Annotated in this window: 14 protein-coding genes; 10 read left to right on the top strand and 4 right to left on the bottom strand. The window is 46.2% G+C overall.

The annotated features are described in order from the left end of the window. Positions 1-147 precede the first annotated feature (147 nt). The 3 genes from Nant_RS11275 (at position 148) to Nant_RS11265 (ending at position 4475) form a co-directional block, all read left to right on the top strand. A complete protein-coding gene (locus Nant_RS11275; RefSeq protein ID WP_054341750.1) occupies positions 148-2589 on the top strand; it encodes a GcvT family protein in 2442 nt (813 codons plus the stop codon). A 70-nt stretch (positions 2590-2659) separates the two neighbouring features. Continuing rightward, complete coding sequence (purU, locus tag Nant_RS11270) at positions 2660-3520, top strand: formyltetrahydrofolate deformylase (protein WP_054341749.1); 861 nt, start codon at positions 2660-2662, stop codon at positions 3518-3520. Between the two features lie 82 nt (positions 3521-3602). Then, complete coding sequence (locus tag Nant_RS11265) at positions 3603-4475, top strand: urea carboxylase-associated family protein (protein WP_054341748.1); 873 nt, start codon at positions 3603-3605, stop codon at positions 4473-4475. 37 nt (positions 4476-4512) lie between these two features. Here the strand turns inward: Nant_RS11265 and Nant_RS11260 are convergent, their stop codons facing one another. Further along, positions 4513-5688 carry a TauD/TfdA family dioxygenase gene (locus Nant_RS11260; protein WP_082400216.1) on the bottom strand — a complete coding sequence of 392 codons (1176 nt, stop codon included), beginning with the start codon at positions 5686-5688 and terminating at the stop codon, positions 4513-4515. A 105-nt stretch (positions 5689-5793) separates the two neighbouring features. Between Nant_RS11260 and Nant_RS11255 the strand changes: the two genes are divergently transcribed. After that, positions 5794-6684, top strand: a complete 891-nt coding sequence (locus tag Nant_RS11255) for a LysR substrate-binding domain-containing protein (protein ID WP_054341747.1) — start codon at positions 5794-5796, stop codon at positions 6682-6684. A gap of 28 nt (positions 6685-6712) precedes the next feature. Then, a complete protein-coding gene (locus Nant_RS11250) occupies positions 6713-7495 on the top strand; it encodes a CLCA_X family protein (RefSeq protein WP_054341746.1) in 783 nt (260 codons plus the stop codon). Positions 7496-7547: 52 nt separating this feature from the next. On the opposite strand, the gene Nant_RS11245 is transcribed toward Nant_RS11250, so the two are convergent. Both Nant_RS11245 and nhaD read right to left on the bottom strand, forming a co-directional pair. Beyond that, complete coding sequence (locus Nant_RS11245) at positions 7548-9722, bottom strand: sensor domain-containing protein (RefSeq protein ID WP_054341745.1); 2175 nt, start codon at positions 9720-9722, stop codon at positions 7548-7550. Between the two features lie 252 nt (positions 9723-9974). Next, a complete protein-coding gene (gene nhaD, locus Nant_RS11240) occupies positions 9975-11219 on the bottom strand; it encodes a sodium:proton antiporter NhaD (RefSeq protein ID WP_054341744.1) in 1245 nt (414 codons plus the stop codon). Between the two features lie 127 nt (positions 11220-11346). Here nhaD and Nant_RS21060 point away from each other — a divergent pair, with 127 nt between their 5' ends. The 5 genes from Nant_RS21060 to rimK all read left to right on the top strand — a co-directional run bounded on the left by Nant_RS21060 (position 11347) and on the right by rimK (position 14818). Continuing rightward, complete coding sequence (locus Nant_RS21060) at positions 11347-11619, top strand: GIY-YIG nuclease family protein (RefSeq protein ID WP_076495979.1); 273 nt, start codon at positions 11347-11349, stop codon at positions 11617-11619. A 139-nt stretch (positions 11620-11758) separates the two neighbouring features. After that, a complete protein-coding gene (locus Nant_RS11235; RefSeq protein WP_054341743.1) occupies positions 11759-12490 on the top strand; it encodes a HAMP domain-containing protein in 732 nt (243 codons plus the stop codon). Continuing rightward, on the top strand, positions 12487-13212 hold the full coding sequence (locus Nant_RS11230; protein ID WP_054341742.1) for a substrate-binding periplasmic protein: 726 nt from the start codon (positions 12487-12489) through the stop codon (positions 13210-13212). Before Nant_RS11235 ends, Nant_RS11230 begins: the two co-directional genes overlap by 4 nt. A 239-nt stretch (positions 13213-13451) precedes the next feature. Next, the gene (locus Nant_RS11225; protein WP_054341741.1) at positions 13452-13916 is read left to right on the top strand and encodes an ATP-dependent zinc protease family protein; all 465 of its coding nucleotides are present in this window, start codon (positions 13452-13454) and stop codon (positions 13914-13916) included. Then, complete coding sequence (rimK, locus tag Nant_RS11220; protein ID WP_054341740.1) at positions 13913-14818, top strand: 30S ribosomal protein S6--L-glutamate ligase; 906 nt, start codon at positions 13913-13915, stop codon at positions 14816-14818. Before Nant_RS11225 ends, rimK begins: the two co-directional genes overlap by 4 nt. Before the next feature lie 212 nt (positions 14819-15030). Here rimK and Nant_RS11215 read toward each other — a convergent pair whose 3' ends face one another. Continuing rightward, positions 15031-15882, bottom strand: a complete 852-nt coding sequence (locus Nant_RS11215; protein ID WP_054341739.1) for an ABC transporter permease — start codon at positions 15880-15882, stop codon at positions 15031-15033. Between the last annotated feature and the right edge of the window lie 4 nt (positions 15883-15886).

Here is a 15886-nt window from a genome sequence, read left to right as displayed (position 1 = left end):
AGCATAATTACAAGCTTTGCATGGGTGGATGCACGGATGGCCGGGCTCCTTTTGTGTCTGTTATTAGGGGCCGTAAAGGCCGGATTGTTATCTTTTGCATTTACCGCGACGGATGGTCGGGGATTAGCCATAAAAGGGTTATAAGTTATGACGAATAAAAACCAACTGCCGGCTAAGGCGAGCGTGGTCATTATTGGTGGTGGAATTGTAGGTTGTTCTATCGCTTACCATCTGGCGAAACGTGGAATAAAAGATGTGGTGGTGTTGGAGCGTAAGCAGTTAACGTGCGGTACTACGTGGCACGCTGCAGGGCTGGTCAGCATGCTGTGGCCTACGCCTTACCTGACTAGTCTGGCCAAATATAGCCATGAGCTTTATGCCTCATTGGAAGAGGAGACCGGGCAGGCCACGGGCTACCGGCAGATCGGCAGTCTCTCTGTTGCTCGTTCCGCTGAGCGTTTGGAGGAACTTCGCCGGACATCTTCGATGGCTGCGGTTTTCGGCGTGGAATCCGAGATGATCGATAATGAGCGCTTGGCTGAACTCTACCCCGGTATTAATACCGATGGTATCGCCGGTGCCTTGTATATTGAAAAAGATGGCCAGACCAATCCTGTCGATACCACCATGGCGCTCGCTAAGGGCGCGCGCATGCGGGGTGCCAGAGTTATTGAGAACGTCAAGGTTGAAGAGATTCTGGTGGAAGGGGGGCAAGCTGTTGGGGTGAAGACAGCGCAAGGCTCTATTGTTGCGGATAAGGTTGTGCTGGCCGGAGGGCTTTGGTCTCGGGACATTGCAGCCAACATTGGCGTTGATCTGCCGCTTTATGCCTGTGAGCATTATTATGTCGTTACCGAGGAGATGGATGGGTTGACGAAGCGTCCGGTCCTTCGGGACTTTGACAAAGGTGTCTATTTCAAAGAAGACGCCGGCAAGATGCTAGTGGGGTGGTTTGAGCACAATGCGCGTGGTTGCTCTATGGATCGAATCCGGGAAGATTTCTGTTTTGATGAATTCCCTTGCGATATAGACCACATCGAAGAGTACCTGATGCGTAGCATGGAAGCATTCCCTGCGCTGGAAGAAACCGGCATTCGTACCTTCTTCAATGGCCCTGAGAGTTTTACCCCTGACAATCTCCATTTGTTAGGCCCCACGCCAGAAGTCGATAATTTTTATGTGGCTTGTGGCCTTAATTCTAAAGGGATTGGCGCGGGTGGTGGTTTAGGCATGCTGATGGCCGACTGGATTATCGACGGCCACCCTTCGGGTGATATTTGGGAGTGCGACGTGCGTCGTCATAACCCTGCACAAAGAACGCAATCTTATATTGAGGAGCGTATACCTGAAGCATTGGGTCACACCTACGCCATGCACTGGCCGTTCTATCAGTATGAGACTGCCCGGGATCGGGTTCGCTCGCCCCTGCATGAGGTGTTAGAAGCGCAAAATGCGTGTTTTGGCGAAGTGGGTGGTTTTGAACGTCCGAACTGGTTCGCTCAAGATGGCGCTGAAGCTAAGTATCAATACAGCTACAAGCGCCAGAATTGGTTTGAGTTTTCCGCGACAGAGCATCGTTCGATACGTGAAAATGTTGGCGTCTATGACATCTCATCTTTCGGTAAGTTTGAGGTTTCAGGCCCGGATGCCGAGAAGGCCCTGCAGTGGATCTGCGCGGGAGATGTTGTTGTCGAACAGGGTTCGCTGGTTTACACCCAATGGTTGAATCCGCGCGGAGGAATCGAAGCCGACGTCACGCTCTCCAAGCTCGACACAGATCGTTATATGGTGACAACGGGAATTAGTTCCTTGAACCGGGACTGGTGGCACCTTAAAAAGAATTTGCAGGGGGATGTGCAACTTCGCGATATCAGCGCCGACTATGCCTGCTTATCGCTTCAGGGCCCTAATGCTCGTGCGGTTCTGGAAACGCTGGCCGACACTGATATTAGTTCGGAGGGTTTTGTCTTCGGTACAGGGCGTTTTGCCAAAGTCGCAGGTGTTGACGTTTGGTTGCAGCGGCTTTCCTATGTTGGAGAGCTTGGCTGGGAAATTTTTGTGCCTGCAGCAAAAGCAACGGGGTTCTATCGGGAACTGCAAAAAGCAGGCGCCGCCTTTGAGCTTAGAAACGTGGGTATGCATGCACTCAATAGCTTGCGTCTTGAGAAAGGATTCCGCCATTGGGGTCATGATATCGGCTCCGAGGATAATCTACTCCAGGCCGGACTCAGTTTTGCGGCAAAACCTGATGCAAGTGATTTCATGGGCCGTGATGCATTTCTGCTGGCTAAAGCTCCAGGCATAGTCGATCGACGCTTGGTGCAGTTCCAATTGAACGACCCTGAGCCCCTGCTTTATCACAACGAACCGATTGTGATGGATGGCGGCATCGTAGGTTATCTGACCTCAGGTATGTACGGGCACAGTGTGGGTGCAGCGATAGGGATGGGCTATGTTGACGTTTCTGGTTTGACCAAGGATCGAATAGCGGCGGCGAATTTTGAGATTGAAGTTGCCAAACAACGATTTAGCGCTCAAGCATCTTTGCGAGCCCTCTACGATCCTTCTGGTAGTCGTATGAAGATTTAACCGCACTCGATACATCGCTCAGCGAAGTATAAAACCATTATTAATATCTCTATCAGAATTGGGTGTCAATATGAAAAGCAAACCGGCTTTTATCCTAAAAGTTTCCTGCCCCGGGCGTAGTGGGATCGTTGCCGCGCTAGGCAATTTTCTGGCCGATCGCGGTTGTTTCATAAAGGAATTTCATCAGTTCGATGATCTGGACTCGGGACGTTTCTTCTCGAGCATAGAGTTCGTCTTTGAAGGAAACAAGAACCCCAGTGTCGATCAGTTTCGGGCTGCTTTCGAAGTGACCGCGTTGCGCTTCGATATGGAATGGGAAATACGCGATGCTGACAAACCGGCTAAGGTGTTGATCATGGTGTCTAAGTATGATCACTGCTTGCGTGATCTGTTGTACCGTCGCTCCACAGGCGAATTGAATATAGAAATCACCGCAGTCGTCTCCAACCACGAAGACTTACGGAATCTGGCGGAGCGCGAGGGTGTTCCTTATATACACTTACCCGTGACCAAAGAGAATAAACCTGAACAGGAAGTTCGGCTTCTGGAAATTGTCAAAGAAACCAATACTGAACTGGTCGTGCTGGCGCGTTACATGCAAGTGCTTTCCAACACTTTGTGTGAGCAACTGGCGGGACGCTGCATCAATATTCATCACTCTTTCTTGCCTGGTTTCAAAGGAGCTAAGCCATACCTTCAGGCCTACGAGCGTGGCGTTAAGCTTATCGGGGCTACCGCGCACTATGTCACTGCGAACCTTGATGAAGGACCCATTATCGATCAAATGGTTGAACGCGCCTCACACAGTCACGACCCGCAGCACTTGACTCAGGTCGGTCGTGATATTGAAGCACAAACGTTGGCCCGTGCAGTAAAGCATCACGTTGGTCAGCGTGTATTCCAGAATGGACTACGCACGGTGGTCTTTTAAGGTACAGAGGGTATGCGGCGTTTACACTAATGTGTTTGAATAAGCGTAACGATTAATTTGATGAGTAACGCGGAATTCGACTATGAACAGACCTGATGTGATAACACCAAATATAGCGTCTCCTGCAGATGCAAAAAAAAGACGCTCTGCCCGGCCTGTCATCTGTTACGACGTCGATTGTCTGCCAGCGTATGATGAGGCACTTTACCAACACGCCAGACAAAACATGGAAAAAGTCGCTGAAGTGATAGTACCGCCCCGCGATGCAGCTTCATTTACAGTACCCGCCGGACATTTCTTCCGTATTGTAAGTGTTGAGGGGCCGCAAGTAGGTGATCTTAACCTGTGGAATGCTGCAGACCTATCAGAGCGTTTCTTCAGTGGCAAGACTCGACAGTTGCATGCCAGCCATGTGACTACAGGTGATCGTTTGTGGAGTACTCTTCCCAGTCTGCGTCCCATGGCAACCATCACCCACGATACATTGGGCTGGTACGGTTTTGATGAAGATGGTGCGGGTGTACACGATGTTATCGGTACCCGTTGTGATCCTTACACAAATGCCATGTTAAAAGGTCTGGACTATAATAACTGCTGTCATTCAAATCTGACCCGCGCGTTAGCTGCGTCAAAAGCAATGGCAGTAAGTGAAGCTGAGCCTCATGTGCACGACGTGCTAAATGTCTTTATGTGTACAGGTTTCACGCGTAATACAAATCAGTATTTCATGAAAGCCAGTCCAGTTCGTCCGGGAGACTTTATTGAATTCTTTGCCGAGATTGATCTTCTTGGCGCGTTGTCGGCTTGTCCGGGCGGTGATTGTGGCAGTAGCCACTCTGATGACAGCACCTCTTGCTATCCACTCTTGGTGGAGATTTATAAACCAGCAGACGGAGCGCTGACGGGTTGGCAATCCCCTGCAGCGAATAGCTATGGCGGAAAGCATGGGATTTAAATGCTCCGTTGCTGGCTGAAGTGATTTTCTGAATTAATTAAATCACTTTAGCCAGTTGCTTACCCAGTACCCTTAAACGGCTTTTAAATTCTGAACGGTCAACATAGCAACCTCTGAGATGACGTTTGCCCGCACTGTCATCAAATGCATTACGGCCGTGCAGTACTCGCCGGTTATCAAATACCACCATTTCACCAGCAGACAATTTAAGCTCAATTTTATAGCGAGCATCTTTTAGCCGGCCCATTAGCTCACGGTAAGCGATGTAGTAGTCGTACATAACTTCGCCAGGCAGATCAAAGATATCCGCGAGATGAGCGTTGTATTTGATCTCAACAATATTACCAAAATTATCCAGGTTGATGACCGGATGGTGCTCGCGAATATCGTGTGCCTGGTCGTGAAAACGGAAGGGGATGGCGTACTCACAAAGCAGACGAAAATACTCAGGCTGGTCTTCACGCAGCCCTTCCAGTACTTTTAAACCATCCACAAAAGTCGATTCGCCACCCATGCTTTCATTGCTCAGACAGTGTAAGAATTGATATCCCGGAGGTATTTCCTGATTGGCCAAATCTGTATGTAATGGTAATGAGAGAGACGTGTAAGCGAGGTTAATAGGCACTTTTTCTGATACCACATCAAACGTAACCCCGAAATTAGTCTGGCGAAGATAATCGATCCGGTTTGCCGTTTGTACAACGGCTTCAGGTTCATTCGGCATACCGTTAATAATGGCTAGCCCATACTTATCCAGAGCGCTCATCCACTCATATAATGCCCTGTCGCTGGTCAAAATGTCTTGCTGATTATCCACCGGAATATGGTCAATAAATTCGCAGCTCCAGCTCTGATAACTACTGCTATGATCTTTGGCTAATTCACCAGAATAACAGAATTCGCGTAGCCAGCTTTGCTCGAAGCAGCTGATATGCCCCTGTTCAGACCACTCAATAATAAGAGTTCCTGTATCCAAAGTGACGGATAATGGATGGATATCTTGCGAGACGCTCAACAGATCAAAGCAACGCTCACCTGTGTGCGGGTGAAATGCTGTTGGGCAATTATCACGCAACCAGATGTTGTGATAGGTAGTATTGCTGCCGTCACTCCAGCGGACTTGAATGGCACGATCACTTTGCGCAACGGATGCTATGTAAAAATCGGTTACTGCTGAAAAATCTGAGGTTGGTTCTGATTGAAGCGTTTTCATTTAAGCGGGCCCTGCATATACATGGAGTAAAAAGCTGCTCCATGTTAAGTTGCCATGATTACTTATTCAAACAATGAATTATGGCCTACTTGATAAGAATATCTAATGAAAAAGCGTACTGATCTTCCGCCACTCAATTGGCTAAAAACATTTGAAGCAGCAGCAAGATTGCTCAATTTTAGCGCGGCGGGGAGAGAGTTGTATCTGACGCAGTCTGCAGTAAGCCAGCAGATACGGCTTTTGGAGCACCATCTGGGTGAGGCGTTGTTTATCCGGGAACATCGCACCGTATATTTAACGAACAGTGGTCTGGCATATTTACCCGTTGTACAGAGTGCAATTAGCAATTTACAGCGTAATACCTCGGAAATTTTTTCTCCACTGGGTAAAGGTCGTTTGGTGATAGAGGTAAATATCGCCTTTTCGATGATGTGGCTATCACCCAGATTAAGCCGTTTTTGCGAACAGTATCCGGGGCTGAAATTACAGCTTGTGCACGCCAACTGGGATAATGAATTTAATCGCAGTCCTGCTGATATCAGCATAATGCATGGTAATGGTGAATGGTCTGGAATGCAGCTCCATCCGTTATTTACTCCTGAGCTAAAACCCTATTGCGCTCCCAGGCTCGCTAGTCAGTTGAGTGATCCTGGTGACCTGTTGTCATTACCTCTCCTTGAAATTGTAGGTAACCGTCAAGGATGGCAGGAGTGGTTTCAACAAGCCTCGGTTGAAACGGCTAATGCCGATATTCTCTATCACAAGACAGATAATCTGGCTGCAGGAATGTCGATGGGTGAAGCGGGTCTGGGTGTGTTTCTGGGCTATCCGGACTTCTTTACTGATCAACTGAACAGTCGAAAACTACTGTCTCCTTTTGATATATGTCTTGAAACGGAAGATAACTATTATCTGGCCTATCCAAAAGGAAGGCCTCTGTCTAAGTCTGCAGCCGTCTTCAACGAATGGTTACTGAGTGAATTGGGATATGTATGAGAGTAGTGTGGATACCATTTAAAATATCATGACATTATCAAAAGAGTATTATCGCCGTGGCCCAGACCTCCGTGAGGGGCTGCCCGTCAGCTTCGTTGACGTTAGAAAGCGGTTTGATTTTAGGTCTATCCGAATCGGTCGCTGGGTGACACCGCAAGAACAAGCACGTGCGGCTGGGTTATTTCATGATGCATTAGCTGATCTGATGGCCATTTTACAGAGTCCGGAAACGTTAATATCGCTGCGTGGGACCCTTTCGTTGCAATACGGAATTGGCGGTCGTCCTGGGGTGGCCGCACATTATCAGCCCTCTATGAGATGCTTTTCATTAGCGAAGAATGCGGGTCCTGGAAGCATTGCGCATGAATGGTTTCATGCGCTGGATCATTACCTGGGCGCTACCGCTTTTAGTGATGCGCCTTCAGGGATGTTTGCATCGAAAGCCTGGCTATCGGACGCAACGCCTGTTGTTCATCCGTTAAATGATGCGTTGTTCGCCTGTTTCAGAAATATTATGTTGGATGACGATGGGGACTCGCCGAGTCAATTGTTTCGCGTATCCGCTAAGGTTGATAAAGCGATGGGTCATGTTTACTACAGTCAACCTGAAGAATTATGTGCCCGTGCATTTGAAGCTTTTATTCAGGATGCGGGTATCAGTAATAATTTTTTAGTATCGGGCACGAAAGCCACAGCTGAAGCCAGGCAAGGGTTATACCCGATGGAAGAACAGCGTGAGCGTATTAATCTGGCGTTTCGGGAGTACTTTTATCGCTTAGGTGCTGCATTAAGTAATGAGAGCTCTCGTTAAAATTGACAATGTAAGCAGTCACTCTGATTTAACTATTCAGGAAGTCAGGAAGTCAGGAAGTCAGGACGTCGGAGAACTCATCTAAGCAAAGTAACTGTTCAAATTCTGCATGGGGCAGTGGTTTGCTAAACAGATAGCCTTGTGCGTAATCACAGGAATTTTCTGTCAGGTAATCAATTTGGGCTTGCGTCTCAACCCCTTCGGCGATGACCTCTACATCCAGCGCATGCGCCATGGCAATGGTGGCATTTATCAAGGCTGGCGCCGTTTTATCACGCTCAAAATCCTGCATAAAGCTGCGGTCTATTTTGAGTGTATTGAATGTATGCTGGCGCAGATAGTTGAGTGATGAATATCCTTTGCCGAAGTCATCCATTGATATTTTGATACCCATACTCTGGATGTCTGCAAAAGCCTGGCGGATATAGTGCTTGCTGCCGAGTAATACCCCTTCAGTGATTTCAAGACTAAGGCTGTTTCCAGACAGATTGTATTGATCCAGTAATCGCTTCACTGTGTTGATAAGTTTAGGGTCTTTAAATTGTAGTGGGGATAAGTTGACTGCAATATTGAACGGACCTCGATATTTAACAATCCACGTTGATGTTGCCTTTAAAGCCTCGTTGAGCACGTAATAGCCGATGGGTACAATTAAACCGGTTTGTTCGGCAATTGGAATAAACTCCTCAGGAGACACTTGGCCTAAAGAAGGGTTTTTCCAGCGCAGCAGGGCTTCCGCACCAATGATGTTCCCCGTGTTTACTTCTATAACGGGTTGGTAGTGCAGGGAGAACTCATCACGACTGATGGCCCCATGCATCTTTTCTTCAAGCATTAAGCGTCGCTTTACGCCTGCATTCATCCCTTCTGTAAAAAAATGATAGGCATTACGCCCCTGATTTTTTGAGTGGTACATTGCAGAATCAGCGTTACGCAAAAGCTTGTTGGGTGTTAGTCCGTCTTCAGGATAAATAGCAATACCTATGCTGGTCGTAATAAGCAGCTCACGTTTTTTGACCTTGAAAATATCGCGAAAGCTTTCCAGTAATTTTTCAGCAACAGGTCGTACATCATAAGCATCATCCAGATTTTTAATGAGGACAATAAATTCATCTCCCCCTAATCGGCCAATCGTATCACTGCTGCGAATCATTTTTTGAAGTCGGTTGGCAGCCTGAATCAGTAATTCATCACCAAATGCGTGACCTAAGGTGTCATTAATCTTTTTGAAATCATCCAGGTCGATGAACAGCACCGCCAATTTTTGTTGTTCCCGTTTGGCTTCTTTTATCAGCAGCTTAAGTCGGTCCAGTGCCAGAAATCTATTAGGGAGTCCGGTTAAGCTATCAAAATGTGCCTGATGCAGGATTTTTTCTTCCTGAACCTTCTGGCTGGTAATATCTTGCAGTGTTTCTATCGCTCCAATCGTTCGCCCTTGCTCATCCAGCAGGGGGGCTGCCGTAAAGAATAGCCACTTTCCGCCCTGCATATGGGGGAAGTAATCCTGGGCTTCAAAGGCTCCGGGGATCAACGTGGATGGTTTGAATTTTTTCCCATAATGCTTTTCAAAGTCATCGCCAAAGCCTCCCTGCATAACCAGATTGGCCATCACAGGTCGGGGGGTATCATAAAAACCTGACCAGGTATTTTTTGTTCCGATAATTTCGGTGGCAGGAATGCCTGTCAGAACCTCGCAGGCTTTATTCCAGTGAGTGATCACATGTTTGGCGTTAATAACAAAGCTTGGGATGGGACTACCCACCACAATTTGTGAAAGCTGTTGTTGGGTTTCTTTAAATGCTTTTCGTGCCAGATGTAATTCAGTAATGTTGGAGCCAACACCCCGATACCCGCAAAAATTTCTATTGTTGTCGAAAATAGGTGAACCAGATATCGCAATACGATGAAGGACTCCTTGGTTATCGAACATGTCGTATTCGAAATCGTAGAAGTTTTCATGTTGCTCGCAGCACGTTTTATGTCTTTTCATATCACTGAGAGACGCCGGCCCGATGGGCATATCCCAACGACATACACCCACTATGTGAGCTTGATCAATGTGTAATTTTCCGATCCCTGCGCCGGAAAAAGCGATAAATTTCAGCTCACTATCCTGCTCCCAACACCAGTCAGACGAGAATTTGGCAAAGTCACGGAGTCGTTCTATCTCACTGCGTAGTTCGGCTATGGTTTGCTGATCATGCTGCTGCTTTGACGATAAACTCATTTACACGTATATCCGATTTTGGGGCTGACTGTTGGCTATGTGTCTGAATTTTATAGATCAAATGTAGAGTAATACAGAAAGTATAGGGTATGTAATGATATTTTGGTGGGAGGAGAGGAAATAACTATCGATTCTTATGAGGGGGCTCAACATGCTCATCAGTGGATAAAACCTATATGTGGCGGATCGCCACATATAGTAAGTCTGACGCTGGCTTTATATTCCAGAGGTGAGCTTTTTAGCTGACGTATCTTAGCTGAACAGAACCATCCCCATACCATAGCTTCCAGCAAAACCCATGGTATAAGCGAGTAACAGAAAGAACGAGTATTTCATGTAACTCAAAAAAGTAACTTCTTTGATTTTGCTCATCGCGACGATACCGGCTGCCGAACCTATAATCAGTAATGATCCGCCTACACCCACACCGTAGGTCAGCGATAACCAACTGGCGGGAGGCATATCCAGATTAGCTTTTAATAATGCGGCAGTAAGAGGTACGTTATCCACCAGTGATGAGAGTAAGCCCATCGCATAATTTGCCTGTAATGGCGGGAGAATATCGTAAATTTCTACCAGATTATCAAGCACCCCTATCTCTTTCAGCATGCCGACGAGTAGCAAAATACCGAGGAAGAATAAGAGCGTATCAAACTCAATAACACGGATATAATCGAGCATATTTTCACGATCATCATCGGTATGGAAAAAACGTCCTATCAGAAACATGATCGACAAACCAAATAGGAAGGTGAGTACCGGTGGAATGCCGGCTACTATGTTGAGGACGATAGTCCCTAAAATCGTACACAGAAAAAGTATCGCTATGCTCATTCCTACGCGGTCATATCTTCGCTCACCGCCGTCGATGATCAGCTCTCCTTTGAGCCCAAAAGAAAGTAAGCCCGCAAGAAACATAACACTGATAAAAGAGGGGAGAGCAAGCCACAGTAAGTTTTGTATAGCGACTTTGTCTGCAAGAAATATCATCAGCGTTGTTACGTCACCCGTGATCAGCGAGACGCCACCGGAGTTGACGGCGAATACTACCATTACAGCGAATTTTAAGGTTTTATTAGGGGGTAATCGTAGCGAAAGTACCAAGGCTACAGATACCAATGTCGCTGTAATATTGTCTGATAGTGACGAAAATAAAAATGAAAAAATGGCGACCATAAACAGGAGTGTTTTTTCGCCAACTCTTGAAGGCAGGAACTGATAGATCAGGGTTTCAATCAGGCCCTTATGGTTAAGAAACGCAACAAAGGTCATCGCAGCCATTAAAAATAACCATAAACTGGCAATTTCGAGTAGATTCTCGTTTAACATACCCTGGATTTGCTTAGGAGTTACATCATCTGCAGGGAAAAGGAACAGAACCAACCATGACAGCGTACCCAGAAAAAGAGTAGTTTTCGCTTTGTTCAGATGTATCACGTCTTCAAGTACAATCATTAAAAAAGCAATGATTGTAAGAATGATCAGAAAAGTGTGCATCAGCACGACTCCACAAGAATAAGAAAGCCGTATTCTAAGGGGTGATTATTGAGCGTGCATTGTTTTTTTAATCTAATCTAATTTTTATATTTCTCATATTGAAAATTTTTGGAGGAGTTCAGAGTTCTTGCCTGTATTAAAAAAGTCTCCTTTATGGCATATATATATCCTGCTTTGTGCAGATGGTACCTTGTATACAGGTATTACGACTGATTGTGAAAGACGTTTGAAAGAGCATAACAATAGTCCTTCCCTAGGTGCGAAATACACGCGAACCCGACGCCCGGTTAGTATGGTGTGGTGTGAAGATGTTGCGAGCCGTTCTTTGGCCGGCCGGCGTGAATGTGCGATTAAGCAATTATCCCGCGCCAAGAAGCTCGCCCTCGTCGGCGGTTTATGATTTCTGGATATCCGCAATGCAGATTGTCTTGATGCAGGTCGCGAATTGAATGTCCTGATAACAGAACTGGCATTGTCAAATTAATGATACGAAAGTATTATTGCCCAATATGAATAATCAAAAACCAAAAGGCAAAACAATGAGTAAGCAATATACGGGGTCTATCCGTAATAAAGTTATTTTGATCACTCTTTTGTGCACGACGGCAATCTTGGTAGCTGTCGGTATTTTTGATACGTTTAAAGTCATCGAGAATGAAAAAAATCAGCTGAGAAATTTAGCAGAGGTTACGGCAGAGCGCTTGGCGCAGCATTTGGTTACCCCTCTTTGGGATCTGGACAGCGAAGGGGTGGGCAGCGCAATAGAAGCTGAGATGCTGGAAAATCATTTGCTTGGTATTACGGTTTATGACGAAAATGGCACAACGGTCATGAGTGCTAAAGAACGGGACCAAAAATGGGACGTTTCGGTTTCAACAGGCAATATTAAAGGAGCTTTCGCAACATCGGTCTCCGATGTCAAAACGAGTGACCAGGTTATTGGCCAAGTTAAAGTATTTGTCAGTGACCGCTTTATGCATAAAGAGATTCAGTCACTGATCATTAAAGAAGTTATACGTGTTTTATTATTGAATGCTGCGATTTTCACTATTCTGATGTTGTTGTTGGGTAAGTTTCTGATTACACCTATTCGCAGATTGGCCGAGCAGGCGAGTGAGATCAGTCAGGGCAAGCTAAACACGGTGATTGACGTGAATAGTGACGATGAGATCGGTATGTTGGCAGACTCTATGACCCGTATGCAGAAAAGTCTGATTGTTACCTTTAAGAAGATCCGACAGAACAATAAGGTAAAGGATGCTCAGTCATGAAGAGGCTGAACGTTATTAGGTATGCATTTTTATCCTTGTCAATTTTATTCAGCCAAACGACGTGGTCTGAAACCATTCAGCTGACAACAGAGTCTTATCCTCCCTTTAATATGATGGCGAGTACGGGAGAGGTATCGGGTATATCAACAGACATCGTTCGGGAACTGTTTGCCCGTAACGGTCTTGATTATGAAATAACACTGCTGCCTTGGAACCGTGCCTATGTCGCAGCCTTAGAGGTACCGGGAACGGGTGTTTTTTCTACAACGCGGACTCCCGATCGTGAAGCTTTGTTTAAGTGGGTTAGCCCTCTGACACTTAATAACTGGGTTTTATTGTCGATGAAGGCACGGAATATCCAGTTAAATTCTCTTGAAGATGCAAAACAGTACCGCATCGGTGGGTATCGTGGGGATGCTATTGCGTTGTATCTTGAGAAACAGGGTTTTAAGCTTGATTTAGTAAGCCGTGATGATTTGAACGCATTAAAGCTGGCACGCAAACGAATTGATCTGTGGGCAACAGGGCATCTTTTAGGCGCTTATATTGCCAAAGAGCAGGGCGTGGAGGGAGTGGTCACATCCCTCACATTTAAGGAAACCACGATGGGCCTGGCCTTTCATCCAGATACGTCGTCAGCCTTGATTGATGCGCTCAACGAGTCTTTGCAAGCAATGTATCAAGACGGAACTATCGGAAAAATTTATGCTGAGTATCGATAATTGATTTGAGTAAGGCCTGGATAATCACGCCTATGAAAGTCTTCTGATTTGAGCTTATTAAGAGTAAAAAAAGGTTGCTCAAAACGTGCTTTAAAATTATTATTTTTATTAACTAAAACCGCTATCTTAATGTGGAGTAACGGGATTATAATCGCCGAAAATCTACATCCCGCCTTACTTTTTTGTAGTAAAACTTAATTTTATGTTTTTTGGATAATGGCCTTGTTGGGGACACAGCATTGAAAGATAAACTTCAGCCTCAGAAAAAACTGTTAGTGGCCGGCTGGCGAGAGTGGGTTTCTTTACCGGGATTGGGTATTGATGCTATTAAAGCCAAAATGGATACCGGTGCACGAACGTCTTGCCTGCATGCTTTTGAGGTGGAGAGATTTACAAAAGGAAATGACTCATGGGTGAAGTTCTCAATGCATCCTAATCAGCATGATACTGACACCGTTGTGCGGTGTGAGGCAAAAGTGTTGGATTATCGCAAAGTAACAGATTCAGGTGGCCACTGTGAATTACGTTATGTGGTTCGCACAATAGTCAATTTTGGTGAGCAGAGCTGGCCTGCTGAGATAACGCTCACTAATAGAGATAATATGAAATTCAGAATGCTTGTCGGCCGTACGGCCATGTCAGATAAAATGGTTATTAACCCAACCTTGTCATATCAGTTTGGGTTGCCGGGAGAACAGAAATGAAAATTGGTATCTTATCCAGAAACTCAAAGCTCTATTCGACTCGTCGTCTTATAGAAGCCTGTGAAGCACGAGGCCATGAAACTCAGGTAATCGACGCATTACGCTGTTATATGAATATAAATTCAGAACAGCCCTCGATTCACTTTAAGGGTGAAGATTTAGTCGGCTTCGATGCAATTATTCCGCGTATCGGTGCCTCGGTTACTTTCTACGGTTGTGCAGTTTTGCGTCAGTTTGAAATGATGGGTGTTTATCCGGTTAACGAGTCGGTTGCCATTACCCGATCGCGTGATAAATTGCGTTCAATGCAGCTGCTTTCCAGAAAAAATATTGGTATGCCTGTGACGGGTTTTGCCAGCAAGCCAGATGATATAAAAGATCTGCTGGAAATGGTCGGTGGTGCGCCAGTGGTTATCAAATTACTGGAAGGTACTCAGGGTATTGGTGTCGTGCTTGCTGAAACACGTAAAGCCGCCGAAAGCGTTATCGAAGCGTTTATGGGGCTGAAAGCCAACATCATGGTACAGGAGTTTATCAAAGAAGCGGGCGGGGCGGATATTCGCTGTTTCGTTATCGGTGATAAGGTCATTGCCGCCATGAAAAGACAGGGCGCGGAAGGTGAGTTCCGTTCTAATCTGCATCGCGGTGGTAATGCGTCGTTGGTCAGGATAACACCAGAAGAGCGCAGAACGGCGGTTACCGCGGCTAAAGCAATGGGTTTGGGCGTTGCGGGTGTTGATCTGCTTCGTTCTAGCCGTGGCCCTCTGGTGATGGAAGTTAATTCGTCACCGGGTCTGGAAGGTATTGAGGCGGCAACGGGTAAAGATGTTGCGAGTATGATCATTGAGCATATCGAAAAAAGTGCTAAACCGCAGAGTACGACTACACGCGGTAAAGGCTAACTATTACTTAACAAATAGTTAGTTTACACGCCGCTAGCTCAATACTTTAGACTAAAAGGGCAGCCGTTATCTTCAGCATTGTTTGATACTGTTGTATAGCGGCTGTTAATTATCTGATTTGATTCTTTTCATTCCTGCCGGGCGAATTGCCCCCCCTATCATATTCGCATAAGCATGCCGGGAACGAAGGCTCCCGGCGCTTGATCCTTATGTTAGTGAGCACTGATTCCGCGGAGGGATTCAGATCTGCGGCGTAGGTATTCCACCGTGGTTAATAGCAATATAGACATGAGCACCAGCAATGTAGCCACCGCCAGAATCGTTGGGCTAATCTGCTCACGAATACCTGCCCACATCTGCATCGGCACTGTTCTCTGTTCTGCACCTGCAATGAACAGCGCGACTACTACTTCGTCTACGGAGGTCATCAATGCGAACAACCCTCCGGAAATGACACCGGTCATAATCAGCGGGACGGTGATTTTAAAGAAGGCATAGGTCGGTGTTGCCCCTAAACTGGTCGCCGCCCTGACTAAGTTGTGATCAAAGCCGCTCAAGGTTGCTGTAACAGTGATAACAACAAAAGGAGTTCCCAGTGCTGTATGTGCCAAAATCAGGCCTAGATAACTCTGTGAAACCCCAATCGAGGAATAGAAAAAGAACATGCCTGCTGCCGATATTATAAGTGGCACAATCATTGGAGAAATTAATAACCCCATGATTAAACCTTTATAGGGCAGTTCGGAGCGACTCAGTCCGAGTGCCGCCAGAGTGCCCAGAGTCATAGACAGAATGGTTGAACAAACCGCGACGATAAAGGTGTTTTGCATCGCACTCATCCAGCGCTCGCTGTTAATGAACTCCTCGTACCAACGTAAAGAGTAGGCTTCGGGATCAAGTGTCAGCATCCCGTGCGTAAAGCTGAAATAGGGTTCAACATTGAACGACAGTGGAATAATAATAAGCAGTGGCGAAATCAGGAAAAAAAATACTAATGCGCAAAATGCACGAAAAGCGTAGTACCAGAATGTTTCCAGGGGCCCCGCATAGGATGGAATTGCCATGGTT

Source organism: Neptunomonas antarctica, assembly GCF_001305295.1.
Classification (GTDB): Bacteria; Pseudomonadota; Gammaproteobacteria; order Pseudomonadales; family Balneatricaceae; genus Neptunomonas; species Neptunomonas antarctica.
The sequence above is the reverse complement of the archived record's forward strand: the minus strand, read 5'-3'. Positions and strand labels throughout refer to the sequence as shown.